This is a genomic window from Frateuria aurantia DSM 6220, from assembly GCF_000242255.2.
Taxonomy (GTDB): domain Bacteria; phylum Pseudomonadota; class Gammaproteobacteria; order Xanthomonadales; family Rhodanobacteraceae; genus Frateuria; species Frateuria aurantia.
On the sequence record NC_017033.1, the window covers coordinates 122,968 to 148,275 of the forward strand.

The 25,308-nt window shown below is 65.3% G+C and carries 17 protein-coding genes and 1 pseudogene; 12 read left to right on the forward strand and 6 right to left on the reverse strand.

The annotated features are described in order from the left end of the window. The 10 genes from FRAAU_RS00545 (at position 1) to FRAAU_RS00590 (ending at position 11,972) form a co-directional block, all read left to right on the forward strand. A complete protein-coding gene (locus FRAAU_RS00545) occupies positions 1 to 399 on the forward strand; it encodes a type IV pilus modification PilV family protein (RefSeq protein WP_014401617.1) in 399 nt (132 codons plus the stop codon). Continuing rightward, positions 396 to 1,070, forward strand: a complete 675-nt coding sequence (locus FRAAU_RS00550) for a prepilin-type N-terminal cleavage/methylation domain-containing protein (RefSeq protein ID WP_014401618.1) — start codon at positions 396 to 398, stop codon at positions 1,068 to 1,070. Before FRAAU_RS00545 ends, FRAAU_RS00550 begins: the two co-directional genes overlap by 4 nt. Then, positions 1,067 to 1,915 (forward strand): type II secretion system minor pseudopilin, encoded by an 849-nt coding sequence (locus FRAAU_RS00555; protein ID WP_014401619.1) that lies wholly within the window; start codon positions 1,067 to 1,069, stop codon positions 1,913 to 1,915. The genes FRAAU_RS00550 and FRAAU_RS00555 overlap by 4 nt, the downstream gene beginning before the upstream one ends. After that, positions 1,912 to 3,045: a PilN domain-containing protein gene (locus FRAAU_RS00560; protein ID WP_014401620.1), complete on the forward strand. Its 1,134-nt coding sequence runs from the start codon at positions 1,912 to 1,914 to the stop codon at positions 3,043 to 3,045. The genes FRAAU_RS00555 and FRAAU_RS00560 overlap by 4 nt, the downstream gene beginning before the upstream one ends. Beyond that, positions 3,042 to 3,665 carry a type II secretion system protein GspM gene (gene gspM / locus FRAAU_RS00565; RefSeq protein ID WP_014401621.1) on the forward strand — a complete coding sequence of 208 codons (624 nt, stop codon included), beginning with the start codon at positions 3,042 to 3,044 and terminating at the stop codon, positions 3,663 to 3,665. Before FRAAU_RS00560 ends, gspM begins: the two co-directional genes overlap by 4 nt. After that, positions 3,662 to 4,315 carry a hypothetical protein gene (locus FRAAU_RS16260; protein WP_014401622.1) on the forward strand — a complete coding sequence of 218 codons (654 nt, stop codon included), beginning with the start codon at positions 3,662 to 3,664 and terminating at the stop codon, positions 4,313 to 4,315. The genes gspM and FRAAU_RS16260 overlap by 4 nt, the downstream gene beginning before the upstream one ends. A 13-nt stretch (positions 4,316 to 4,328) precedes the next feature. Beyond that, on the forward strand, positions 4,329 to 6,605 hold the full coding sequence (gspD, locus tag FRAAU_RS00575) for a type II secretion system secretin GspD (protein WP_014401623.1): 2,277 nt from the start codon (positions 4,329 to 4,331) through the stop codon (positions 6,603 to 6,605). A 128-nt stretch (positions 6,606 to 6,733) separates the two neighbouring features. Beyond that, positions 6,734 to 8,104 carry a hypothetical protein gene (locus FRAAU_RS00580; RefSeq protein WP_014401624.1) on the forward strand — a complete coding sequence of 457 codons (1,371 nt, stop codon included), beginning with the start codon at positions 6,734 to 6,736 and terminating at the stop codon, positions 8,102 to 8,104. Positions 8,105 to 8,175: 71 nt separating this feature from the next. After that, positions 8,176 to 10,686 (forward strand): ATP-dependent helicase HrpB, encoded by a 2,511-nt coding sequence (gene hrpB / locus FRAAU_RS00585; protein ID WP_014401625.1) that lies wholly within the window; start codon positions 8,176 to 8,178, stop codon positions 10,684 to 10,686. Positions 10,687 to 10,742: 56 nt separating this feature from the next. After that, positions 10,743 to 11,972 (forward strand): benzoate/H(+) symporter BenE family transporter, encoded by a 1,230-nt coding sequence (locus FRAAU_RS00590; protein WP_052317949.1) that lies wholly within the window; start codon positions 10,743 to 10,745, stop codon positions 11,970 to 11,972. Here the strand turns inward: FRAAU_RS00590 and FRAAU_RS00595 are convergent. The 3 genes and pseudogenes from FRAAU_RS00595 to FRAAU_RS17610 form a co-directional block, all read right to left on the reverse strand. Next, complete coding sequence (locus FRAAU_RS00595) at positions 11,962 to 13,743, reverse strand: M56 family metallopeptidase (protein ID WP_014401627.1); 1,782 nt, start codon at positions 13,741 to 13,743, stop codon at positions 11,962 to 11,964. The genes FRAAU_RS00590 and FRAAU_RS00595 overlap by 11 nt on opposite strands. Before the next feature lie 695 nt (positions 13,744 to 14,438). Beyond that, positions 14,439 to 16,751: a TonB-dependent receptor gene (locus FRAAU_RS00600; protein ID WP_014401628.1), complete on the reverse strand. Its 2,313-nt coding sequence runs from the start codon at positions 16,749 to 16,751 to the stop codon at positions 14,439 to 14,441. 418 nt (positions 16,752 to 17,169) lie between these two features. After that, positions 17,170 to 19,624 (reverse strand): annotated as a pseudogene (locus tag FRAAU_RS17610) (TonB-dependent receptor). Positions 19,625 to 19,908: 284 nt separating this feature from the next. On the opposite strand from FRAAU_RS17610, the gene FRAAU_RS00615 reads away from it, so the two are divergent. Beyond that, positions 19,909 to 20,358, forward strand: a complete 450-nt coding sequence (locus FRAAU_RS00615) for a universal stress protein (RefSeq protein WP_014401629.1) — start codon at positions 19,909 to 19,911, stop codon at positions 20,356 to 20,358. A gap of 872 nt (positions 20,359 to 21,230) precedes the next feature. Here the strand turns inward: FRAAU_RS00615 and FRAAU_RS17780 are convergent. Continuing rightward, positions 21,231 to 21,365 (reverse strand): hypothetical protein, encoded by a 135-nt coding sequence (locus tag FRAAU_RS17780; protein WP_280985205.1) that lies wholly within the window; start codon positions 21,363 to 21,365, stop codon positions 21,231 to 21,233. Positions 21,366 to 21,566: 201 nt separating this feature from the next. On the opposite strand from FRAAU_RS17780, the gene FRAAU_RS00630 reads away from it, so the two are divergent. Further along, on the forward strand, positions 21,567 to 21,854 hold the full coding sequence (locus FRAAU_RS00630; protein WP_014401631.1) for a hypothetical protein: 288 nt from the start codon (positions 21,567 to 21,569) through the stop codon (positions 21,852 to 21,854). Between the two features lie 34 nt (positions 21,855 to 21,888). Here the strand turns inward: FRAAU_RS00630 and FRAAU_RS00635 are convergent, their stop codons facing one another. Both FRAAU_RS00635 and FRAAU_RS00640 read right to left on the reverse strand, forming a co-directional pair. After that, positions 21,889 to 22,758, reverse strand: a complete 870-nt coding sequence (locus FRAAU_RS00635) for a ribonuclease H-like domain-containing protein (protein ID WP_014401632.1) — start codon at positions 22,756 to 22,758, stop codon at positions 21,889 to 21,891. Then, positions 22,758 to 25,169 (reverse strand): DEAD/DEAH box helicase, encoded by a 2,412-nt coding sequence (locus FRAAU_RS00640; RefSeq protein WP_014401633.1) that lies wholly within the window; start codon positions 25,167 to 25,169, stop codon positions 22,758 to 22,760. Before FRAAU_RS00640 ends, FRAAU_RS00635 begins: the two co-directional genes overlap by 1 nt. Positions 25,170 to 25,308: the final 139 nt, after the last annotated feature.

A 25,308-nucleotide genomic window follows, 5' to 3' on the forward strand; every position in this document is an offset into this window, starting at 1 on the left:
ATGGGGCATGCGCAGCGCGGGTTCAGTCTGCTCGAGATGATCGCCGCGATCATGATCCTGGCTGTGGCCCTGACCGCCTTGCTGATGCTGGCCGGGCGCTCGCGGCAATTGCACCAGCAGGCCGCGGGGCAGATCGGGCGGATCCAGGAAGCGCGATCCTTGCTGGATGCCGCCTTCGCCGCCGGTCCGGCGCGGGCTGGCATCAGCCAGGGGACGCTGCAAGAGGGTGGACATTGGCGTCTGCAGACGACGCTGCTGGCTGATCGTGCGTCTGCGGCCGGTATTCGCCTTTACCGCCTGGATCTGCAGTTGACCTGGCGCGTGGCCGGACAGGCCCGCCATCAGCGATTTCATACCCTGCGCATCGCCCGGGTGCCCGCCTTGGAATCGGTACCATGAGCCGGCCCAAAGGGGCGGGACGCGTTCGGGCGGGAGGTTTCACCCTGCTGGAGGTCCTGTTGTCGATGCTGTTGCTGGCGGTACTGATGAGTGCCGTCTACGCCGCGCTCAGCGGTTCCCGCAAGCTGGTCCAGACGGGGCTGCGGCAGGCCCGTCGTGATGAAGAGATCTTCGCGACCCGGCAATTTCTGCGCCGCAGTCTGGCCCAGATCCGGACCGTGGCCATCCCGGACCCGGTATCAAGGCCGCCTGGATGGCTGCAAGGAGGCCCCCGGAAGCTGCGCTTTGTGGCACCGTCCGTGGCGGCACTGGGTGGTCGTGGTCTGCAGGTGCAGCAACTGCAACTGGTACAGATGGACGGCCGTTCCGGACGTCTGGAACTGCAGCTGGCGGATCTGCCCATGCACGGAGAGCCGCTGCATTGGCGACTGCCGCCGGAGGTGTTGCTGGATGGCATCAGTGGCGGCCATTTTGCTTACCGGGATGCGGATACGCCGGAGCGGGAGGGCGCCTGGCAGGGGCACTGGACCGTGCCAGGGCGATTGCCGCGGCTGATCGGCCTGCAACTGCAATTCAAGGACCGGCAGCCATGGCCGCCGCTGGATATTGCGCCACGGATCGATCCTGACCCGCTGCAGACACCGGATGCTTTCGATGGAGGCATGCCATGAACCGGGATCAGCGCGGATCGGCTTTGTTGGTGGTGTTGTGGGCCTGCACCCTGCTTGGCATTCTGGTCGGCAGTTATGCCTTGGTGGCGCGGGTCGAGGCCTTGCAGGCACGATACCAGCTGGCTCATGCACTGGCCCGTGACGTGGCCGAGTCGGCGCTGATCGAAACGATCTTCAGCTTGTTGCAGGCGCCAGATCCGGCCGCCCCGCTGCGTATCGATGGTGCCACCCGGCACCTGACCCGCGATGGTATGGACGTCCGCATTTCCGTGCGCGACGATCGAGGCAAGATCGACCTCAACCAGGCACCGGCCGGGTTGTTGCAGCGCTGGCTGATGCAGGCCGGTGTGAAGGATGCACGGAATGTGGCGGCGGCCTTGATCGCCTGGCGCAGCCCGATCCTGACGCTGGGCCAGCACCAGCGGCAGGATGCCAGGTATCGGGCTGCAGGAGCCGATTACGGGCCGCGCGGCGCGCCTTTTGCCAGTGTCGAGGAGCTGGGGCGCATTCCCGGACTGGGACCGGCGACGCTGAAGTTGATGCTGCCGGACGCCACGCTGTGGTCGGGCATGGCGATGCCGGTGCCGGAGCTGGCTTCGGCACGGGTGCTGGCGGCCTCCACGGGACTGGATCCAGCGGCTGCCCGCCAGACCTATCTGGCCAGGATCAGCCGGCCCATGGCGATATCTGCCGCGACGGCCTGGGGGACGGTGGAAAGTGTGGAGGTCAGTGCCGAAGCAGGGGACGGGGTGCGGGCGACGCTGGCCGCGACCGTACGACTGCAGGGATGGTCTGCAGATAGGGCTTATACGGTCCTGCGCTGGCAGGAGGATGGCATGCCATGAGCGCATCCATGGCGGAGCGATGGGCATCCGGCTGGCGTGGCCTGCTGCTGCGGTTGCCGGTCGGCTGGCGGCTGACGCTGGCCGAGGGCTGGCGGCAATGTGTGGCCGCCCTGCCGTCAGGACTGGGGCAGCTGTTGCGGGAAGGCAGGTTGCAGCTGGTATTGATACCGGCTGGTGAGTACTGGCAGTTGTTCGCCGCCGAGGGGAGGCAGTTGCTGGACCGCTGGCCGGATCGGTTGCCCGCCGAACTGCAGCGCCAGCATGTGCTTGCCGCGATGCAGGGCGTCGCCGTCGAAGACCGCCGATTGTGGCTGGGCCTGCCTGCCGGTTGCGGTCTGGTCAGAGAGCTGCAGCTGCCAACGGCCGCCCGTCACTCGCTGGTGAGGATCGCCCGATTTGAAATGGACCGTCAGACGCCGTTCCGTCCGGAGCAGGTGTATTTTGATATCCGGGAAGTGCCGGCCGCGACCGGATCGTCGTCCTTGCAGGCACGATTGGCGGTAGCGCCGAGGGCGCGGCTGGATGGCTGGCTGGCACGGCTGGCCGATCTGGGGCTGGCGCTGGACGGTGTGGACCTGCTTGAGGCCGACGGTCTTGCCGGTTTCAATCTGCTGCCGCCGCCGCGTCGTCCTGCCCATCCTCGTCCGCGCCGCCGGCTCAATGTGCGACTGGGTCTGTGCCTGCTGGCATTGCTGCTGGCGGTGGCCGGCCAGTGGCGTCACAACCGGCATCTCGCGCTGCTGGACATGCGGGCGGCGGTGGCGGCACAGCAGTTGCCGTTGCGGCAACTGGCCGAGCTGCAACGGGAAGGTCTCGAGCGTGGCCGTGCGGCCGGCTTTCTCGAACGGCGGCGGCAGCAGACGGTGCCGGTGGTTCAGGTGCTGGCCGAACTCAGTCGACGGCTGCCCGACGACACTTCGCTGCAGCGTCTCAGTATCGATGCCGACGGAAGGCTCAGCTTTCTCGGCCTGGCACCTCAGGCCGCGCATCTTGTCGATGTGCTGAAAGCCGCCAGCGATCTGGGTGAACCCGGGTTCCAGGGTACGATCCTGCGCGACCCCTTGTCCGGCAAGGAGCGTTTTTCGATGACGGCGCAATTGCATCGGCCAGCCCTGGAATCCCGGCCATGAGGCGCCGGCCGGAATGGCCGAAGCTGCCGGCGGCGCTGTGGCCGATCGGTCTGGGCTTGCTGCTGGCTGCATTGCTGTATGGCATCGGCCTGCATGGGTGGCTGGTGGCGCCGGCCTGGCGTGAGCGTCAGGAAATGGCCGCCCTGCGCCAGCAGCAGGCCACGAACGCGGCCCGACTGGCCTTGCGGCCTGAATGGCAGCGGCGCCTGGCGGGTCTGCAACGGCAGCCCTCGGAAGCCCGGGATTTTCTGCCGGATGACGACCCCAGTACGGCTTCGGCGGATCTGATGCAGCGGGTGGTGGCCAGCGTGGCCGCCCACGGCGGGCCGGCGGCCTGTGAAGTCACCCAGAAAATACCGGTCGCCATGGATCGGGAGGGGCAGGCGAGTTATCGCGAGGTCCGGGTCACGATCAATCTGCGTTGCGATCCGGCCGGTCTGGCAGCGGTGCTATATGACCTGGAATATGGACATCCCTATATTTACATCAGTGATTTCGTGATGTATCCGAATGCGCAGGCCTTCAACGACGCCGCCGATCCCCGCGCCGAAGTCCAGTTCACGGTGGCCGGTTTTCTGAGGGTGGCTGCCGCCGCTGCGAGCCCGGAGCCGGCGCCATGAATGCGGCGGGCGAACGGATGCTGACGCGGTGGCTGCTGGCTGGCGTGCTGCTGGCCGGGTTGGGGCTGCTGTGGCTGCTGGCCGGTGGCGATCGACGGGTGCACTGGAGTCCGCCAGGGCCCTTGCCTCCAATGCTGGCGCAGGCCGCCTCCGTACCGGCGGCGGCGGTGCCGGCGCTGTCCCGGTTTTCGGCGATCTGGCAACGGCCGCTGCTGAACCCGGACCGGCAGCCGTTGCAGCCGCGAGGAGAGGGCCGGCGACTGGGTGATCTGGAACTGACGGGTGTGATCATCAGTCCGGGGCTGAAGCTGGCTCTGCTGCGACCGCGTCCGGGATCCGGTCCGGCGGGGGCCGCTTCCGCGGCTGGTGGCCTGCGGGTCGCTCTGGGAGCCAGGACGCCGGACGGTGGCTGGCAACTGACCCGGCTGGAACCCCGTCAGGCCTGGTTTTCCAGGGATGGGCGGCAGCTGCGACTGGCTTTGATGCCGGCAGCGGCCGCTTCAGTCGCTACTAGACCGGCCATGTCGTCATCGCCCGCCGGTCCCGATGAGGCTCTGGAACAGCAGCGTCGCGAAGCTTTGCGGCAGGCATTGCAGCGCTTGCGGGCGCAACCTCCGGCGGCATCCGCTGCCAGTGGTACCCATTCATGAGGATGCGGCAGATATGGCGCCATGCTTGCGTTATCCGTGTTTGATGCTGCTGGTCATGCTGGCTGGTTGCAAGGACTGGCAGCGGCCTGACGATGCACGCCTGCAGCGTGAGGCCATGGCCGGCACTGAGCGCCCGGCACCGGTCGCGGTGCCACCCGCCGCGGCGGCGGCCGCTGCCGTCGCTGGCGGGCGCGAGTATCGTCCGGGTTCGGGACAGTATCTGCGGGTGCAGGGCCCGGCGACAGCGGCCCGGGTGGCGCAGGGACCCGGGGCGGTCACCTTCAATTTCGAAGGGCAACCGATCCAGGCCGTGGTCAAGGCCATTCTGGGCGATCTGCTGCAAGCCAATTACAGCGTGGCTCCGGGAGTGCAAGGCCAGGTCTCGTTTTCGACCTCGCAGCCGGTGACCCGGTCCCAGGCCTTGCCGATTCTCGAAAATCTGCTGGCCTGGACCGGCAATGCACTGGTTCGCCAGGAGGGGCGCTATGTGGTTACTCCAGCCGCGGCCGCCGTAGCCGGCAACGTGGTCCCCGGGCTGGGTGCCGCGGCTCCCGCTGGGGGGCTGCAGGCGCGACTGTTTCCGTTGCGCTATATCTCGGCCATCGAGATGCAGAAACTGATCAAGCCTTTTGCGCGGGCCGATGCGGTACTGCTGGCCGATCCGGGGCGCAATCTGCTGGTGATGGCCGGCACCCCCCAGGAATTGCGCAATTACCAGCAGACCGTGGCTACCTTCGATGTGGATTGGCTGCGTGGCACCTCGGTCGGCGTGTTCAGCCTCGACCAGGCCAACGTCAAGGATTTGATGGAACCCTTGAACGGGTTGTTCGGGCCGCAGGGCAATACGCCGCTGGCCGGCATGTTCCGCTTTATTCCCATCGAACGGACCAATGCCCTGGTGGTGATCACCACCCAGCCGGATTATCTGCAGGAGGTAGGGGACTGGATCGCGCGGATGGATCGTGGCGGCGGCAACGAGCCGCAGTTGCACGTCTATGATGTACACAATATCCAGGCCTCCGACATGGCCATCTATCTGAATGACATCTATGGCTCCGACAGTGGCGTCTCCGGCGATCGCCCGAGCTCCGGTCAGGTGGCGCCGGGGCTGACCGCGCGGACGCTGGGGCAGTCCGCCGGCAACGCCGGCGGACTGGGGGCGACAGCCGGTGGATCCGGTGCGATGGGCGCGGGCATCGGCCAGAACACGGGTATCGGGATGGGCACAGGTATCGGCATGGGCCGGTCCGGAACCGCTGCCGGCACGGCCGCGGCAGCGGGCACGCCCGGCGATCAGTTCGCCTCCGACGGCATGGCTCGCCCGCATGTCGGCGCCAGTATCCTGGATCATGGCGTGCGGATCACTGCCGCCGAGGGCGGCAACCAGCTGCTGGTGCGGGCGCGGCCCGCGCAATGGCATGAGATCGAGCAGGCGATCCGGCAGCTGGATGTCAGTCCGCTCCAGGTCCAGGTCGAGGCGCGGATCCTGGAGGTCACCCTGGTCAACGAATTCAGCTTCGGCGTGCAGTGGTATCTGGAGGGCCTGGCTGGCGCTACGACTTCGAACAGTGGCGGTACGTCATCGCTCGTTCCCGGTGATCCCGGCAATCATCAGCAAGGCGCGGTGGGCGGCGGCGGCAATACCCTGGGTGCGGGTGACGGGTTCTATTACTCATTTCTGACCCACAATCTGCAGGTCGCCGTGCACGCGATGGAATCCAATGGCAAGACCAAGGTCCTGTCCGCACCGTCCGTGGTGGTGATGAACAACCAGACGGCCAACTTCCAGGTCGGAGACGAGGTACCTATCAATACCACCAGCCTCAATATCAACAGCAATGCCGACAATGTGGTCAACAATGCCACCTATATCCCCACCGGTGTGTTGTTGACGGTACAGCCGCGCGTCAATCCGGGCGGTCTGGTCTATATGAGCATCAACCAGCAGGTCAGCAGCGTGCTGGGCAACTCCGCCAATGCCCAGGGCAATCCCACCATTTCCGAACGCTCGATCAACACCCAGGTGGCTGTGCAGAGCGGGCAGACGGTCTTGCTGGGCGGCATGATCCAGCAGCAGGACGTGGATCAGCGGCAGGGCATGCCCTGGCTCAGCCGGATTCCGCTGCTGGGCAGTCTGTTCGGTACCCGCTCACGCAATCGCACGCGTACCGAGATCATCGTGCTGTTGACACCCAAGGTGATCAGCAGCAGCGAGGAAGCGAAGGCGGTCAGTGACGAATATCGGCAGAAATTCCAGTCGCTGCAGCCCTTGCGGATGTCCGCGCACTGATCGTCCATGGCCTTGTGCCGCGGTGTTGCTGCAGAGGCTCATGACAAGCCGGGCTGCAGCGTGCACGATGACCGGCAGGACGCCGGGTGGGGCGTTCACACGCAGGGGGCAGGCTGGTGGCAAGGCGTATGGCGGCATGGCTGGCAGGCCTGACCCTGCTGTTGTTCGCGGGGCTGTTTCCGCTGGGCCATTGGTATTCGGACGAATATGACATTTTCCACGACATGGCACTGCAAGGGGGCGCCGCGAGCTGGCATCGCTTTTGGGTCTGGAGTCCGCGACCGGTCTCGGAACTCCTGATCCATCTTTATGGCCGGCTGGTGCTGGCCACGGGGCGAGCCTGGATTCCGGAGCTGCTGCTGTTCTCGCTGCTGTGGTTGCTGGCGGCGGCGACTATGCCTTTGTGGCGGGTTGCCGCCGGTGCGGGCCGGCACTGGCTGCCGCTGACGCTGACGGTCTGCGCGATGTGTCTGAGCGGCCATGCGGTGGCCAGGGTGTTCTATTGGCCGGTGGCTTCGCTGGCCTATGTACTGACGCTGGCCGGTGTGATGGGTGTCTTTGCGGAACATCTGCGTCCTGGCGCGCAGGTACGGAGCTGGGTTTGCGGCGGCTGGCTGCTGCTGGCGGCACTGAGTTCGGAAATCGGTGCCATGTTTGCCTTGATCCATGGCCTGCTCAGTCTGTGCCGGTCGCGGCGTGGCGGATGGGCCTTGTTGCCGTCCTTGCTGGGGGCCGGCCTGGTATTGGGGCTGATGCTGTCGCATCGGGCCGGAGGGGTGGTCGAACAGATTCCGGGTGCCGGTCCGGTCCATCAGCTGTGGAGCAGCTTGCGGGCATCCGTGACGACCAGCTGGCCGCATCTGTGGTTTGCCGCCGGCGATGCCGGCGTCGCCGCCACGTTGCAAGTGGTGTCCAAGCTGGCCCTGCTGGGTGCCGCGGCGGGTCTGGCCGTCGGCCAGGGGCTGCCGCTGACTCGACGCAGGGGGTTGTGGGTGCTGGCCGCCGGCGCGGCCGCCATGGTGCCTGCCACGATCTTTGCCGCCTGGTATCAGTTCGGGCAACTCTGCTGCGAGCATCACGATACGGTTCGTCAATGCTTCATGGTGCTGGCGCTGGCCGCTTTCGGAGCGGGGCTGGGCCTGACCCTGGAGGCCGCCGGCTGCAACGCGCCGCTGCTGCAGCGGCTGGCTCCCTGGCTGCTGTGTCTGGCCTTGGGGACGGCACTGGCGGTGTCGGCACCACCCATGTGGGCCGACTATCGCCAATATGCCCAGCGCTATCGCCTGCAGCAGGAGAACTGGGCCAGCGGCGAAGCGGCGGATCCGCAGCTGACGATCCGTCAATGGCCACCGGGCCGGCTGACGGGAGGCTCGCCGCCGATGCCGGCCGGGTCATTCGGTGACGGGGTGCCGGTCCCGGCCGGAGCAGATCATCAACGGCGCTTCTTCGGCAAGCGCACGGTACGAGTGGAGGCACCGTCGGCGCTTTCCTCGCCCTGACGTGCAGATCCTGCGCCGGGCGGGGGGGCCGATCCTGACCGGAGCGTCTGCAGCCTGTAGCATGCCGGCGGATGAGCTCGACGAAACCTGTTGAATTTCCGATCGCCCCCGTATTGCCCGAGATCCGGCGCAGCCTGGCTGCGCAGCCGAGACTGGTGCTGGAAGCCCCGCCAGGGGCGGGCAAGACCACCCAGGTGCCGCTGGCCCTGTTGTCCGAGCCCTGGCTGGAGGGGCGCCGCATCATCATGCTGGAGCCGCGCAGGGTGGCCGTGCGGCTGGCAGCCCAATTCATGGCGGCGCAGCTGGGTGAATCCGTGGGCCAGACCGTGGGCTACCGGATCCGTTTCGAGTCCCGGATCAGTGCCGCAACCCGGATCGAAGTGGTGACCGAGGGGATTCTGGCGCGGATGATCCAGGATGATCCGGAACTGGAGGGCATTGGCGCGATTCTGTTCGATGAATTTCATGAGCGGCATCTGGCCGCCGATCTCGGTCTGGCGCTGGCGCTGGATGTGCAGGCGACCCTGCGGCCTGATCTGCGGCTGGTTCTGATGTCGGCGACCTTGGATGGCGAGCGCATCGCTGTCTGGCTGAAGGCGCCACGACTGAGCAGTGCCGGGCGCAGTTTCCCGGTTGCGATCCACTATCCGCCGGCCCGGCCGCAGGAAACCCCCGACAGCCAGCTCGTTCGCGGGGTGCAGCAGGCCTTGGCCGAAACCGATGGCGATGTGCTGGTGTTTCTGCCCGGTCGGGCCGAGATCGCCCGTCTGCAGCGCCGGCTGGAGCAGGTCGTGGCGGCCGGGGTGGAGGTGCTGCCCTTGCACGGCGAGCTGACTCTGGCCGACCAGCAGCAGGCCTTGCAGCCGGCGGCGGACGGTGAGCGACGGGTGGTGCTGGCCACCAATGTGGCCGAGTCCAGCCTGACCTTGCCCGGGGTCCGGGCGGTGGTGGATCAGGGGCTGGCGCGGGAACCTCGTTTCGATCCGGCCTCGGGTTTTACCCGACTCGCCACGGTGGCGATTTCACAAGCCTCGGCCGATCAGCGCGCCGGTCGTGCCGGCCGTGTCGCTGCTGGTCATGCCTATCGCCTGTGGCCGCAGAGCCGACGGCTGGAGCCAGCCCGCAGTCCCGAGATTGCCCAGGTCGAGCTGTCGACGCTGGCCTTGGAACTGGCGGCCTGGGGTAGTTCGCAGCTGTCATGGCTGGACACGCCGCCAGCGGGGGCGATGGCGCAGGCCCGGGACTTGCTGGGCCAGCTCGGTGCCCTGGATGCAGCCGGCCGGATCACCGCGCAGGGCCGGCGCATGCTGGCGCTGGGTGCGCCGCCGCGGCTGGCGGCGGCGGTACTGCAGGCACCCGAGCGGCAGCAGGCTCTGGTGGCCGATGTGCTGGCCTTGATGGAAAGCCGGTCGCCGCTGCGTGGCGAGGCGGCGCGCACGGATGACTTCAGGCCTCGGCTGGCCGCCTTGCATGGCTGGCGCGACCGCCGTTCGGGACGCGGTGGTCTGGCAGATGCCGATATCCCGGCGCTGGCGGCCATCGAACAACTTTCCAAAGGCTGGCGCCAGCGCCTGGGTTGTCGCGCCGCGGCCAGCGGGGTACCGGATGCCTGGCGGACAGGCGGCCTGCTGCTGGCCGCCTATCCGGACCGGATTGCGCACCAGGATCCGCAGCAACCGCTGCGCTACACGCTCTCCAATGGTCGGGGCTGCCGTCTGCACGAATCGACGTCGCTGCTGGGAGAGCCCTGGCTGGTGGTGATGGATTTGCGTCACGAGAGCCGCGACAGTCTGGTGATGAGCGCGGCACCGCTGGATCCGGCCGACCTGGAGCGGGTTCATGCCGGTCTGTTCAACACCGCCAGGCGTGTGGTCTGGAATGTCGAACGACAGGCCGCCGAAGCCTTCGAGGAGTCCCGTTTCGGGGCCATCGTGCTGGAACGCCGCAGCGTACCGGTCGAAGCCGGTGATGCCCTGGCGGCGCTGCTGGCGGCGATCCGCCAGCAGGGGCTGGGCTGCCTGCCCTGGACCGAGGCCAGTGAGCGCCTGCGCGCGCGCAATCAGGCCTTGCGCAGCTGGCAGCCGGCGCTGGACCTGCCCGATCTGTCGGAGGAGCATCTGCTGGCCACGCTGGAAGATTGGCTGGCCCCCTGGTTGCAGGGCAAGCGCCGGCTGGATGCATTGTCCGGCGGCGAGCTGGCCCGGGCTCTGGAGGGATGGTGGGACTATCCGGCACGGCAGCAGCTGGAGGCGCAGGCCCCCGAGGCCATCACTGTTCCCAGTGGCCAGAGTCGCCGTCTGGATTACGCGGCGGAGGGTGGTCCGGTGCTGGCGGTGAAGTTGCAGGAGCTGTTCGGGCTGGCCGATACGCCGACCATCGCCGGCGGCACGGTGCCGGTAGTGCTGCATCTGCTGTCGCCGGCCGGCCGGCCGATCCAGGTGACCCGGGATCTGCGCAGTTTCTGGGAGCGCACCTATCCGGAAGTGAAAAAGGAACTCAAGGGCCGCTACCCCCGTCATCCCTGGCCGGATGATCCCTGGACCGCCACCGCCACCCATCGGGCCAAGCCTCGCCCGCGTTGAGTTGGCGGCGGCGGCATGCCAGAGTCATGGCCTTGAATCCGGGGGACACCAAGTGCATGCAGGTGGGGAGTGAAGGAGCAGGCCTGAATGGTCGGCGTGCGGTATGGCAGGATCTGTCGTTCAGCGCGATATTGGCCGGGGTCATTGCGGTGGTGGTCGGCTTTGCTGGTTCGGCGGCGATCGTGTTCCAGGCCGCGCGGGCGGCAGGTGCCGACGATCAGGAAATCGGTTCCTGGTTGTGGGCCCTGGGCCTGGGACTGGCGCTGACCTCGGTCGGATTGTCTCTGCGTTTTCGCGAGCCGGTGGTGACCGCATGGTCGACACCGGGTGCAGCCTTGCTGGTCACCGCAGCCAGTGGCGTGCCGCTGGCCGAGTGCATTGCCGCTTTCGTGATCTGTGGCGCGATGATTACCCTGTCCGGCGTCACCGGCGGTTTCGAGCGGATCATGAACAGGATGCCGGCCGGTCTGGCCGCGGCGATGCTGGCCGGCGTGCTGTTGCATTTCGGAATACGGATCTTTGCCCTGCTGCCTGCTCATGCCGGCCTGGTGCTGGGCATGCTGGCGACGTGGCTGGCCGGTCGGCGGTGGTGGCCGCGTTACGCCCTGCTTGCCGCGCTGGCGGTCGGGGTCGGACTGGCGGGATTCCAGGGCCAGCTGCAGGGGCCCTTGCCTGCACTGCAACTGGCCCATCCACATTGGGTGTGGCCGCGATTCAGCCTGCATGCGCTGGCCATCGCGCTGCCCTTGTTTCTGGTCACCATGGCCTCCCAGAACATGCCGGGCCTGGCTGTCCTGCGCAGCTATGGCTATCGGGCCACCCGTGCCTCGCCGGTCATGACCTGGACCGGGCTGGCCACCTTGCTGCTGGCTCCGTTGGGGGCCTTTGCCATCAATCTGGCGGCGATCACTGCTGCGATCTGCATGGGGGCCGAAGTCCATGACGATGCCCGCCGGCGTTATGTCGCGGCCTTGGCTTCAGGTCTGACCTACCTGCTGCTGGGTCTGTTCGGCGCGACTGTGGCAGCGGGATTCGCGGCATTGCCGCCGGTGCTGGTTGCGGTGCTCGCCGGCATGGCCTTGCTGCCGACCCTGACCATGAGTCTGGCCACGGCGCTGATTCCCGAACAGGGCCGTGAACCGGCAATGGTGACCTTTCTGGTGACGGCCTCGGGGCTGGACTGGTTCGGTCTCGGCGCGCCGCTGTGGGGCCTGCTGGCGGGGCTGGTCATGACATGGGCGCTGCGGAGACGAGCGGACGGCAGAGTGCCGCAGGCTAGGGGTTGACGGGTGTGGCTCGGCCCTGACGTACGGCACCTTCCAGCAGCCGCTGCAATTTTGCCGGGGCCTGACCGCTGCCGGTTGCCTGCGGGGGCGTGGCATAGACCTGCTGTTGCCGGACCAGATCCTGCATCTGTTCCTGCAAGACCCGCTGTCGCTGGCGCAGTTTGTCCATCTCGGTGGTATCGCTCGGCTCCGGCGAGAGGCTGAGCGGGTGGGCAATGCTGGCGGCCGGGAGTGGTGGCTGGCGCAGACGTGCCTGCCACAGCTGTTGGACCCGTGCGCGGTGGTTCCGGGCCTGACTGGCGGCCAGATCGGCCTGGCGCGCGGCCAGATCGCTTTGCTCTCTGGCGTTGAGCCACTGCTGTTGCAGCAATGCCCGCTGCGCCGGATCGAGTGCATTGCTGCGGACGGCCATGGCTGATGGGCTCTGCAGAGACCCGACCACCTGCCGGATCAGGACCGGGTCATGACTGAGCCAGACCTGCTGACCATGGCGGTACCAGAACACGGGCTGCTGGCCTTGCCGATGGCGAGCGAAGCGTGCCTGGTCGTCGGCCCCGCCCTGGAAGTACAGGGTCTGGCCATCGAAGGCGGCCCAGGCGGTCGGAGGCCGGGACGAGGGGCCGCTGCCAGCGGGGACTGGCGCCGGCGTCGGAATCGGTGGCGAAATCCGTGGCGGACTGATCACCGGCGGCGGCGGTACCGGCAGTGGCGCCATGGCCGGGATGATCGGCGTCATCATCGGGGGCGGTTGCACGGCCTGCAGCGCTGGATCGGCCAGGCTCAGGCGATATGGCAGCACCCCCGACAGGCTCAGCAGCATGGCGGCGACGGCCTGCCATCGCCGCTCCGGCGACTTCGCCTGATTGCGGCGCAAGGCCTGCAGTCGCCATTGCAGGTCGCGGTGTCCGCTGGGGGCACTGCCCAGTTGCGAATCGGACGGCCGAGCAGCCCCCCATTGCAGCAGAAGTCGTCCATAGGCCTGGGGATCCTCGCGACTGTGCTGCATCGCGAGACTGTCGCAGGCGCTTTCGCGCTGCAGTCGGTAGGCATGGTTGCTCCACAGCAAGGCCGGATGGAAGCACAGCAGATGTCTGGCCAGGGCGGGTACCCAGCCCAGCCACAGATCACCTCGCCGGAGATGGGCCAGTTCATGGGCAATCATCATCGCCGCCTCGGCCGGGGCCGACGGGCAGGTCGCCGGCAGCAGGATCATCGGTCGCCACAGGCCGCTGACCACCGGTGAGCCGAGGCTGGTGGCGGTGCGCAGCTCGGGGAGTCGCCGCAGCCCCATGCCCCGTGCCTGGATGCCGGCCAGGGTCCGGATCAGCTCCTGCTGCAGAGGCTGCGAACGGCGACGCAGGGCATGTGCCTGCCAGGCCTGGCCCAGCGAGATCAGCACCTGCACGATGAGCAGCCCCAGCCAGGCCAGAAAGAGCCAGCGCAGACCGTGGACGATGATGTCGTCGAGCATGGCCGGGCGAATCCTGCCGCCGCCGGGCGGGCTGACGCCCAAGTCACCGGCAGGGATACCCAGCCGTGCCAGCAGGCCATCGTCGCCTGGCGGCCATGGCCAGACCAGCCGAAGTCGCCAGCCCAGCCCCGCCAGTACCTGCAGCCCCACCAGCCACCACAGCGTGCAGCGGGTCGCCGCCGAGAGTCTTGGCAGGCAGCGATCCAGCAAGGCCACCAGACCGGTCAGCAGCAAGGTCTGCAGACAGGTCCAGCACAGCCATGGCAGCCATAGTGAGGTCATCCGGTCGATCACATCCATGTGGGCAGCTCCGGGTCCGCAAATGGAGGGTGCTTGCTGCCGGCATCCTTCCGGCATGGCTCCGCTTCCCTGAGATCGAATACCGACCGCACGGGGCCATTCGAATCTAGGCTTGACCAAGAGCGCGGGTCAAGCAAACAGTTGTGACGACAGCAGTGACGATCCGGTCTGATGGTTTGGCAAGCCATGGTGATGACGCTAGCGTCTCTTGCATCGCTCCTTCACTGAGCTCTTTTGCCGTCAGGCAAGAGAGTTCCCGGATTCATGCATCTCCATCGGATGATGCTCAAGAAAGGCGTCTTGATGTCCGTGAAACCTGATTCAAAGGCTGGGATGGATGTCGTCCATGAGCGTCTTGACAAGGCGTCCGCCACTGCGCGAACGATGGCTGTCCGCCAGGGTCTCGATGCCAACCTTGAGTCGGTGTGATGCAGGTGGAAGTTATCCGGAACGTTGCCAGAGTCCACCAAGAAACGTGGATTCCTGCCGTTCCTGAGCATGTCCGGGATGGCGCATCCGGCGCGACGCAAGGAATCTGCACGATATCGAGATGCGTGCTTGCGCACTTGAACCCGGGCACCTCCTGCCTCGACAGGGTGAAGTGCTCCCTGATATGCCGAGCGAGCCGGCGAACACCAAGGCGGGCCCGCCCCGGCGAGGGAACGGACCCGCATAGTTGCAGGTGATCGAGCTTGTCAGAACTGGAAGTTGGCCGTCAGCATGCCCCAGCGTCCGACATTGGGAACGAAGGCGCGGGCATTGAAGGCGATATCGAAATAGCGCTTGTTGGTCAGGTTGTACAGGTTCAACTGCAGGCTGACATGGTCGTTGACGGTGTAACCGATCATCGCGTTCTGCACGAAGTGGCCGGACAGCATCAGGCTGGCCAGGTCGCCATCGGACAGGCTGGTCGCCGGACGGTTGGTGACATAGCGTGCGCTGACATACTGGGCGCCATAGCCGATGGTCCAGTTGTCCGGCAGGGTCCAGGTGTTCCAGATGTTGGCCGCGTTGCGAGGCGTGTTGTACAGCGCGCGACCCACGGGCACGTCGTTGCCGGACTGATATTTGCTGTCGATATATGAATATGACGCCATCAGCTGCCACCAGTCGGTGATCTGGCCGCTGGCCGTCAGCTCGAGGCCGCGGGCCCGTTGTTTGCCGTTGGTATTGTAGTCGTTGCCGAATTCATCCGTGGTAAGGGCATTGGTCATCTGGGTCTGGTAGACCGCGGCCGTCAGGGAAAGCCGCTTCTGCAGCAGTTCCCACTTGGTACCCAGTTCCCAGGTATTGGCCGTTTCCGGCGCCAGGCTCAGCTGGTTGCCGCTGACCGAACCGGTGGTGGCGATGGTATCGAACGACGGTGGTTGCTTGGACGTCGAATAGCTCAGATAGACCGAACCCTGGTCGGTGGGCTTCCACGTGGCGCCCAGCTTCCAGGAGAACAGATTGTCGGTCTTGCTTTGCAGGGCACCGCCGACCAGATTGTTGTACTGCAGGTCCCAGCTGTCGAAGCGGGCGGCCCCGGTCAATTGCCAGTGGGGATCAATGACCAGGGTATCAATCAGATAGACGGCCTTGTCCACCTGCTGGCTGGAGGTGTTCTTGTTGATCGCCATCGCGGCCGGTTCGCCGGCGAAATAGCCCAGCGGATCGCTGATGCTCAGCCCGTTGCGATCTGACTGGGAAATGGCATTCTTGAACTGTGCGCCAGCATACTTGAGGCGCGAGAAATCCAGGCCGGTATCCAGGGTATTGTGCAGACCGGATTCGTCACCTTGTTTCCAGATCAGGTCGGTCTGATTTTCCACCTGCTGAGTGGAAAATTGACGGCGAACACCGCCCGGGCCGTAAGCGTTGTAAGTGCCTGCGGCCAGATCCAGATTGTCCGGCAGGGCAGCCGTGTTGAGATGCACCGTATTGGTGGTGATTTCGGTGGTGCGATTCACGTCGCTGAAGCGGGAGACATTGTGCAGCACCAGCTTGTCACTGAAATCATGATCGACTTTCAGCGTGACGGCATTGACCCGCGAATCGTCGCGATCATAGTTGCGCAGACCATAATAGCCGTCCCAGCGGCTGCCGGGGACTTGGCGGACACGGGTGATGTTGCGAGGATCTCGCAGAATGCCCATATCCGGCAGGTTGTGATCCTTCTGGTAGAGATAGGACAAGGTGACCCGGGTCGGGGTGCCAAGACCGAAGGCAATCGACGGCGCGAAGCCCCAGCGATGGTTGAAAATGGAATCGCGGCCAGCCGTATTGTTGAGATTGCCCATCGCGTTCAGCCGCACGGCAATGCCATGATCCTGGGACAGAATTCGATTGACATCTATCGTGGCGCGGCGATTCGCGGCGGTGCCGCCGCCGAGGCTGAAGCGCGTGAAATTTTCGAGCCTGGGCTTCTTGGTGGCCATGTTGATGACGCCGCTGACGGATCCAGCCCCTGAGTATGAAGAGGCCGAGCCACGGATCACTTCCAGGTGATCGAGATTGAAATCATCGGAGCGGATCATCTGGGCGGCATCACGGATGCCGTCAACGTAGATATCATCGCGGCCTTGGAATCCCCGCATCGAGAGATTGTCACCCAGGCCGCCGCCGCCCTCGCCCGCAGCGAAGGTGATGCCTGCCACATTGTTGGTCAGGGCGTCACGCAGACTGTGCACATTCTGATCCTGCAGTACCTTGTCCGGTATCACCAGGATGCTTTGCGGCACATCCGCGATCGGTGCCGCGAACTTGACCGACTCGACGTGGTCGGCGTGATAGCTGGCCGCGTCAGCGACGACATCGACACGCTGCAGTGTCTTGCCATGATGGTGTGGCGAATGAACGTCCTGACCGTTCGATGACGTGTCGGCGGATGTGTCGGCAGGACCGGCCGGCAGTTCGCCGCCATGGGCGACACCGCACAGGCAAAGCGTGGCCGCGAGGGTGGAAGGCAGGCGGCGGCTGGCTACTGCATGGGGTGCGGTACGAACAAAGGGAGAGGAATCAGTGGTCACGGGGTCAGTCCTGGCACGACAGGGAATTCGGATGGCTGTCACAGACCATTTTGTCGAAGGTCTGCATTGATCGTCTTGCGAACAAGAATGATACGCATTTGATCAGGGGCGGGCAAATGGCACTCATGTCTGATCGTTGATGGCCAGCCGTTTTGAAGTCCTTTTCGAAAATTCATGCGAATCCGTACCGCAATGGAGTGATATGGCGCGTGGCAAAGCCAGCGGGAAAAGCCTTGATCAAACCATGGGATAAACGAGTCGCAAGATATTGCGCATCCTTGAGGCTGCGGCCAGTTGATGCGACGCGGTGTTGCATCCGGTCAGCGACGCATGTCATGCGCCGAGCTGCGGCGGCAAGACCCGTCGCGAGTGGTCCGGCCGCCGGTCGGCAATGATCGTGCTGGGCCAAGCCGGTCTGTTACAGCTGGATATTGGTGGTCAGCATGGCCCAGCGGCCGATATTGGGTACGAAGCCCCTGCCGTTCAGCGCCACATCGAAATAACGCCGGTTGTCGAGGTTGTAGATATTCAACTGCAGACCGACGTGATCGTTGATGGCGTAGCCGAGCATGGCGTTGTGGACGAAATGGCCGGAAAGCGCCAACCGGGACAGGTCTCCGTCCAGCAGATTGCCTGCAGGTCGACTGGAAACGAAGCGGGTGCTGACATATTGCGCGCCATAGCCGATGGTCCAGTTGCCGGGCAGGGTCCAGGTGTTCCATACGGTGGCCGAATTGCGGGGGGTATTGAACAAGGCCCGGCCGACGGGAACGTCATTGCCCGACTGATATTTGCTGTCGATATAGGCATAGGTGGCCATGATCTGCCAGATATCGGTGATCCTGCCGGCAGCGGTCAGCTCCAGCCCCCGGGCACGTTGACGACCACTGGTGTTGAAGCTGTTGCCGAAGGCATCGGTAGTCATCGCGTTGGTCATGGCCGTCTGGTAGACGGCAGCGGTCAAGGCCAGTCGCTGCTGGAACAACTCCCATTTGCTGCCCAGCTCCCAGGTCTCAGCGGTTTCGGGTGCCAGGCTCAGCTGGCCGCGCCCCAGCAAGCCGTAGGAGGCGATGGCGTCGAAGGACGGCGGTGGAATAGCTGAGGTAGACGGCACCGGCCCGGGTGGGCTTCCAGGTGGCCCCCAGTTTCCATGAGAACAGTCCATCGGTCCTGGTCTGGCGGTTGCCGGCGACCAGATCCTCATATTGCAGATCCCAGCTGTCGTAACGGGCGGCGCCGGTCAGTTGCCAATGGCTGTCGATCACCAGGGTATCGATCAGATAGATGCCTTTGTCCACCTGCTGACTGCGGGTATTGCGAATAGGGTAGGAGGCCATGACCGGACCGTCGTAGCGGCCTGCGGGATGGCTTATGCTCAGCTGGCCGAGTTCGGAGGCAGGAATGATGTTGGAGAACTGGGCGCCGGCGTATTTCAGGCGTGAGAAGTCCAGGCCGATATCCAGCGTGTTGTGCGGACCGGCTTTGTCGCCATGCGACCAGATCAGGTCGGTCTGGTTTTCGACCTGCTGGGTGGAATAGGCCCGCCGGAAGGCCGACGGCCCGAAACCTCCGTCATAAGTACCGGCGGCCAGATCCAGATCCATCAGGCGCGGGGTGGTGGCGGTGGCGCCGGTCCGGCGATTGACATCGCTGAAGCGGGAGATATTGCGCAGCTGCAGCTGGCTGCTGAAGTCGTGATCGATCTTGAGCGTGACGGTATTGATCCGTGCATCGTCGCGATCAAAATTCCTCAATCCGTAATAGCCGTTCCAGCGGCTGCCGGGCAGGGCGCGTACTTTCACATCATTGCGCGGATCGCGCAGTATGCCGAAGTCCGGCAGGTTGTGGTCCTTCTCGTACAGGTAGGACAGGTTCACCCGGGTCGGCGTGCCCAGGCCGAAGGTGATCGAGGGCGCGAAGCCCCAGCGGTGGTTGAACACCGTATCGCGACCGGCGATATTGTTGAAATTGCCCATCGCGTTCATACGCGCGGCGATACCGTACTTGTGCGAGAGGATCCGGTTGATATCGATGGTGGCGCGTCGATTGACGGCCGTTCCTCCCCCAAGGCTGACATGGTTGAAATTTGTCAGGGCGGGCCGCTTGCTGCTCATGTTGATGACGCCGGCCACGGCCCCGGCACCCGAATAGGACGAATCCGAACCCCGGATCACCTCGATGTGGTCCAGATTGAAATCATCGGAGCGGATCATCTGGGTGGCGTCGCGGATGCCGTCGACATAGATGTTGTTGCGACTCTGGAAGCCGCGCATCGAAAGATTGTCTCCCAGGCCACCACCGCCTTCGCCGGCGGCGAAAGTGATGCCGGCCACATTGTTGCTCAGCATGTCACGCAAACTGTGTACATTCTGGTCCTGCAGCAAGGCATGAGGCAGCATCAGGATGCATTGCGGCACATCGGCGACGGGGGTGGCGTATTTGCCCGAATCGACTCGGCTGGCGTGATAGCCCACTGCCGTGGCGCTGACCTCGATCGTATCCAGACGAGTAGCGGGACGGCGCGGTCGGGGTGCGGTCGCCTGGGTTGAGGTTGCGAGGCCGGCCGGCCGGGCAGCTGCTGGAATCTCGCTGCCTCTGGCCGCTCCGTGCAGACACAGGCCGGCAGCGAGGGTTGGCAGGTACCACAGAACCGGCGGCAAGGCAGAGCTTCGGATGCAGGCGGGATGGGTTTTGTCCACGATAAGGAATTCCGGCGCTGAGGCAGGCGGGATGGCTGAGCGGCGGCGGCCATGCAGGTATGTCGAGCGGTCGGAATCTAGTGGCGATGATGTGAACTCATTGTCAAGGCGTATAAAGGTCCAAGTGCAAGGATTCAAGGGGGCGATTTCATGATTTCCTGTGGACAGCGACACCTTCCGATATCAGAGTCCGCTCAGCCGCAGCATGGATGGCAATCCGGCTTCCGTCTTTGGCTGCGATGATGGCAGCGATCCGTTGCCGCCAAGCGCAGGTCAAGCGCTTCAGGTAAGATCCGATGTCCAGGACCGGACCTTGCGAGCGACGGCGGGGGACGCCGATTTGGTCTAAGATGGAGATGCCGGTCGGTGCCTGATTCCATGATCGTGGCGAACCTGAATTGTTGATCGGCGGGAGAGGAACAGTTCAGGCTTGTCGCCATTCTGCTGGAGGGCAAGTCATGTTCAAGCGTATCCTGATTCCCACCGATGGCAGCGAGCTGTCGGCGCGTGCCGTCAAGGCCGGCATCGAGCTGGCCTCGACCTGCCATGCGACGATTCACGCCTTTCACGTCGCCGAGCCGCCTCCGCCGATGATCTATGCCGGACCGGTTGCACCGGTCAGTGATGCCGATTACGAGGAGGAGGCGCTGCAAGGTCTGCGGGCAGCGGCCGAACGCTACCTGGCCGAGGTCCGCTCTGCAGCTGTCGCGGCCGGCGTGATCTGCGATGTCAGCTATGCTTTTGACCGCCGACCTTACGCGGCCATTCTGCAGACGGCCCAGGAGCGGCATTGCGACCTGATCGTGATGGGTTCACATGGTCGGCGTGGCCTCGGTCTGCTGCTGCAGGGCAGCGAGACCCAGAAAGTCATCAGCCATGGCAGTGTGCCGGTACTCATCTATCATTGAAGTGGAGACCTTCGGGGCTGCTTATACGCGGTTCCGCCGTAGCATGGCGGATAGACATCCGCGTATTCAGATCGGAAGGCCAGACAGATCGTGACGAAGGTGGCGCACATCGGTGATCGCGACGATGGCCGGCCCGCTGCATCGGTCCCGTTTGCCACTGATGTGCCGGCTCCTGATCTCGAGCTGCCTGCCATGGCCGTGGCTTGCCGAGATACGGCAGCTGGGCAGATGGATCGAGAAAAAGCCTGTCCCTGTACAGACGCCACCGTCGGTCGATTGCCATGTGCCCTGTTGCCGGTCATCGATACCTTGGGAGTACGGCCGGCCGCATCAGCACCAGGTTCCGCTGGCGGCCCGGCGCCTTCAACAGCAGGGCGCTGATGCCTTCGAAGGCACGGCTCAGGCTCGATGCCCCGGCAGGGTACTGCGCACGGATGGCCCCCGGATCGGGCGAGCAGGTCCGGCCAAGGCAAGGCTGGGCGAGAGGCGAAGCCAAGGCGCTATGTCTGCCGGAAAAGTTCTGCGCCAGCAGGCCATCGGATGGGATATCCGGCGCGACCAGCGCCCTATCGAGCACGCTTCGTTCGACTGGCCATATCCCGGTAAATCCTTCAGAGGCATCAGCTCCAGCCTGAACCGGAGGCGGTGAGCTGATGGCGGACAGCAGGGGCACGGGGCGGTATGTAGGCCGCGATCGCCAACTGTCAGCGTGGCTTGCCGTCGGGTCTGCGCCCGATCCAGGCCAGCTCGCTTCCGCAGCTTCCTGGGGTTTCGTCTGATGGCCTTCCCGGCCTCGCTGCCCCGTTCAGGGGGCAGGCGGTGACGGTGATTACGTGCGATGGGCGCGTACAAGCGACTTGTCCTTGAAGCTGTCACGCTGCCGGAAAAGCATGAGGTTCATGGCAGGATGCCTGCCGGTGCTTGCCAGCCCGTGTCACGCTGCGTTCGTCCAGCAAGGCATCCAGTGCCTTGAGCAGATCCGGATCGAGTCGTTGAAGATCCTTCATTTCCGGCCGATTCCATGCAGGCAGCGGCTCATGATATATCAGCCCTGCCATGGGGCGTGCCTGCGGGCGGCATGATTGACGCTGGCCGTCGGTGCGCCGTACCGTCGGGCTGTGCGCGTCGTGATGGCTGACGTTCATGCGTGATGACCGTGCATCCCGGCGGTGTCATGTACATTCATCATTCTTGAGAAGGATCTCGAAATGACGCAAACAACCGGTTCGCAATGGCTGCCTCTCGGGGCACATTACCTGATCGCCGATCACGCCACGGTCGAACTCCTGCTTGACGATGCCGGCTGCTGGCTGGATCAGGCGCGCGGCATCGCCCAGGCCATGTCAGCCATGGTGGACGACGATCGTTATGTGGACGGTGCTTGCGTGGCCCAGACCTTTGCCGGCATCGCGACCCTGCTGGCTTTGTCCCGGGGGTGCAATGCCCAGGTCCAGAGACGCCGCACCGAGGTGTCGTGGATGACTGCTCCCGGATGATGTGACGGCAGGGCGGACTAGTCAGAGCGGACGATCAGGACGGACTGTCGAGCGGGGCTGGCGGCAGGCTGCTCAGGTGTCGCAGCACACCGGCCAGACTGGCCAGATCCTGGGCGTTGTGCTGATGCACCCGGCACAGGTTGCGGGTCTGGCCGTGGCGCAGCCAGGCCAGCCAGGCGGCGGGTGCTTCGGCACCGGGCAGGTCGTCCTCGCGCACCACGCCCAGCAGCTGCCTTTCGGCGGTGGCCAGTCGGCAGTTGTCCCAGATGGTTTTCCAGCGTCGCCGCACCGGATGCAGCAGGTCGAGATGGCGCAGGTCCTGCAAGGGATTGATCTGGCCGGCCAGGCGGTAGCGGCTGGCCAGCAGCGGGAGGTCGTAGCTTTTGCCGTTGTAGCTGACCAGCACCCGGTTCGGATCCAGCCAGCCGGCCAGGGTTGCCAGCATCAGCGGTTCGGCCGATATCCGGGTCAGGGTCAGCTGACGCAGGCGCAGGGCCTGGTCCCACCAGTCCGCCACACCGATCATGAAGGCGCGGGTTCCGGTACCACCGGCCAGGCCGGTGGTTTCGGTATCGATATGGAACAGCTGGGCCCGTTGCACGGGCACCGTCTGACCGGCGAACCAGGGATCGATCCAGGCGGTGGGTGGCTCGATGCCTTCGAGGCGCTGTTCGATCAGGCGCAGGCCGGGAGCGATCTCCTCGCCGGGCAGGGCGGGTGGGTCCGGGTCGAGTGCGGGTACGGTACTCAACCGCAGTTGTTGGCGACGCCGAACCATGGCGCGCACTGAATCGCTGATCGCCGGCATCGCGGTGCCGGCCGTTGCCGAGGCGACGGGAGATGGGCGTCGGCTGGCACCGGACTGGGCCTGCCATTGGCGCAGGCGCTGAGGCAAGGCGGTCATCAGGCCACCATCAGCTGCAGTACCCGCCGGGCCAGCTCGCGCGGCGTGTTCGTGGCCGTCTGCTCGGCATCGGCCAGGATCGGACCGACACAGCCGGGACAGCCTGCCAGGCAATTGCAGCGCTCGATCAGTCCGACGGCCTGACCGAGCAGCTCGTGGCTGCGCTGGTACAGCGGTGCGCTGAGACCGATACCACCGGGGAAGGCGTCATACAGAAACACGGTCGGGCTGAAATCGAGCAGCGTCTCCGGTGGCAGCTGGCTGCCACCGGCGTCCTGCAGATGTGCCCGGCCATCGGCATCGGCTGTCGCCGACCAGGTACCGTCACCGTTGCCGACCGACTTCTGCAAGTCGCGGCCCTCGGCCATCACGGCGACGGTGGCGACGATGTGCAAGGCATAAGCCGCACCGAGAAATCCATCCATGGCTTGTTGGCGATGATCAAAATGCAAAGCCAGCATTCCGGGCGGCAACTGCCACCAGACGGCGGTGGTATGCAGCTCCTGGTCCGGCAGGTTGATCGGCCCGTAACCGATGTTCTCGTGGCTGTAGTAACGGATCTTCTTGTAGCCGGAAATCCGGCGCACGACATGAACTTCGCCGTGCCGGGTCTGGCCTGCGCCGCAAGGCGCATGTCCGAAACAGTCCAGCGGTTTCAAGCGGGTATGGTCGATGGCGTCGGTGTAATAGTCGACATGGGTGCGCCTGACGTAAGCCTTGCGTCCTTCCCAGTCCAGTCGTTCGACCTGGTAGGGCGTGGACTGGACCATGTGGATGGCGCCCTCGTACAAGGTCATGGCGGCGGCACTGTAGTCGACTTCCGCGATGATGGTCTGGCGCCCGCCAGTGCGGTCGACCACCACGAAATTGCCGTCCGCCACCGAGCGCAGGGACACGGCATGCGCTGGATAGCTGTCGGCGATCCATTCCCAGCGCTCATTTTCGCGATGGAGCACGCCGTCTTCTTCCAGCAGTTCCAGCCAGGGAGCGACCTCGACCGGACCCAGCCGATCACCCTTGCGGAAGCCCAGCTCGAAGGCCGCGCAGCGGATGTGGTCGAGCAGGATCAGTGGCTGGTCCGGTGCGACCCGTGCCTGCTCGGGGGGCGCCTGGGCGAAAAATTCCGGATGGCGCACCAGATACTGATCCAGCGGATCGCTGCCGGCGACCAGCACGCCCAGTGAAGCCTGCCGTCGCCGACCGGCGCGCCCGATCCGCTGCCAGCACGCCGCGATCGAACCCGGATAGCCATTGAGAATGACCAGATCCAGGCTGCCGATATCGACACCCAGCTCCAGGGCCGAGGTACTGACGATGCCGTCGACCCGGCCGGCGCGCATCTCGCGTTCGGCCTCGCGGCGATCGCCCGGCAGGTAGCCGCCGCGATAGGCCCGGATCCGCGGCGGCAGGCGCGGGTCATGGTCGAATACGTCCTTGAGGTACTTGGTCAGCACTTCGACCATGGTCCGGCTCTGCGCGAAAATCAGCGTCTTCAGTCCCGCTCGTATCGCCGCGCGCGCGATGCGGTTGGACTGCGAGCGGGCCGAGGCGCGCAGGCCCAGATCGGGATTGATCACCGGCGGGTTCCACAGCAGTACCTGACGCGGGCCGCAGGGGGCACCGCTTTCGGTGATGGCGCTGACCGGCGCCTCGATCAGGTTGCCGGCATGTTCGACCGGATTGCCGATGGTGGCCGAGCACAGGATGAACTGCGGGGTGCTGCCGTAGAAGGCGCAGATCCGCTTCAGGCGGCGCAGCAGGTTGACCACGTGCGAGCCGAACACGCCACGATAGGTATGGACCTCGTCGATCACTACGTAGCGCAGGTTCTCGAAGAAACCGGCCCATTTGGTGTGGTGCGGCAGAATGGCCTGATGCAGCATGTCGGGGTTGCTGACCACGATGTCGCCATGCAGTCGCACTGCTTGCCTGGCATCGCCGGGTGTATCGCCATCGAAGGTAAAGGCCTTGACGCCCAAGTCGCCGGCCCGGTTCAGTTCCAGCAATTCGGCGACCTGATCCTGGGCCAGCGCCTTGGTCGGGAACAGGTACAGCGATTTGGCCTGTTCCTGCATCGCCGCGCTCAGCACCGGCAAGGTATAGCACAGCGATTTGCCCGAGGCGGTGGGAGTGGCCACGGCCAGATGCCGGCCGGCGACGGCGGCGGCCCAGGCCTCGGCCTGGTGACTGTAAAGCTGGTTGATGCCGCGCTGTTCCAGCGCTGTCCGCAGCTTCGGCGGCAGGGCGGCGGGCAGCGGGGCATGCCGGCCTTCACGTGCCGGCAGGTCCAGCACGCCGGTGATGCGATCGGCATAGCGGCGGCGCAGGCGAGTCGCCAGGCTCTGGCTGTCGTGGCTGTCGTGGCTGTCGTGGCGGCGCTCGGCAGGAGCGGGACGGGAGGCGGCATTCATGGCGGGGTTCCGGCGGGCACGTGTCTGGCTGACCTGATGTCAGGTGCCCAGTAGAACCTCTTGCCGTCTCACCGTTTGAGACGCGGAGCCAAGGTTTTCGTCGAAGCTGAAAAAAGGCCGCCTTGCGGCGGCCTGGAAG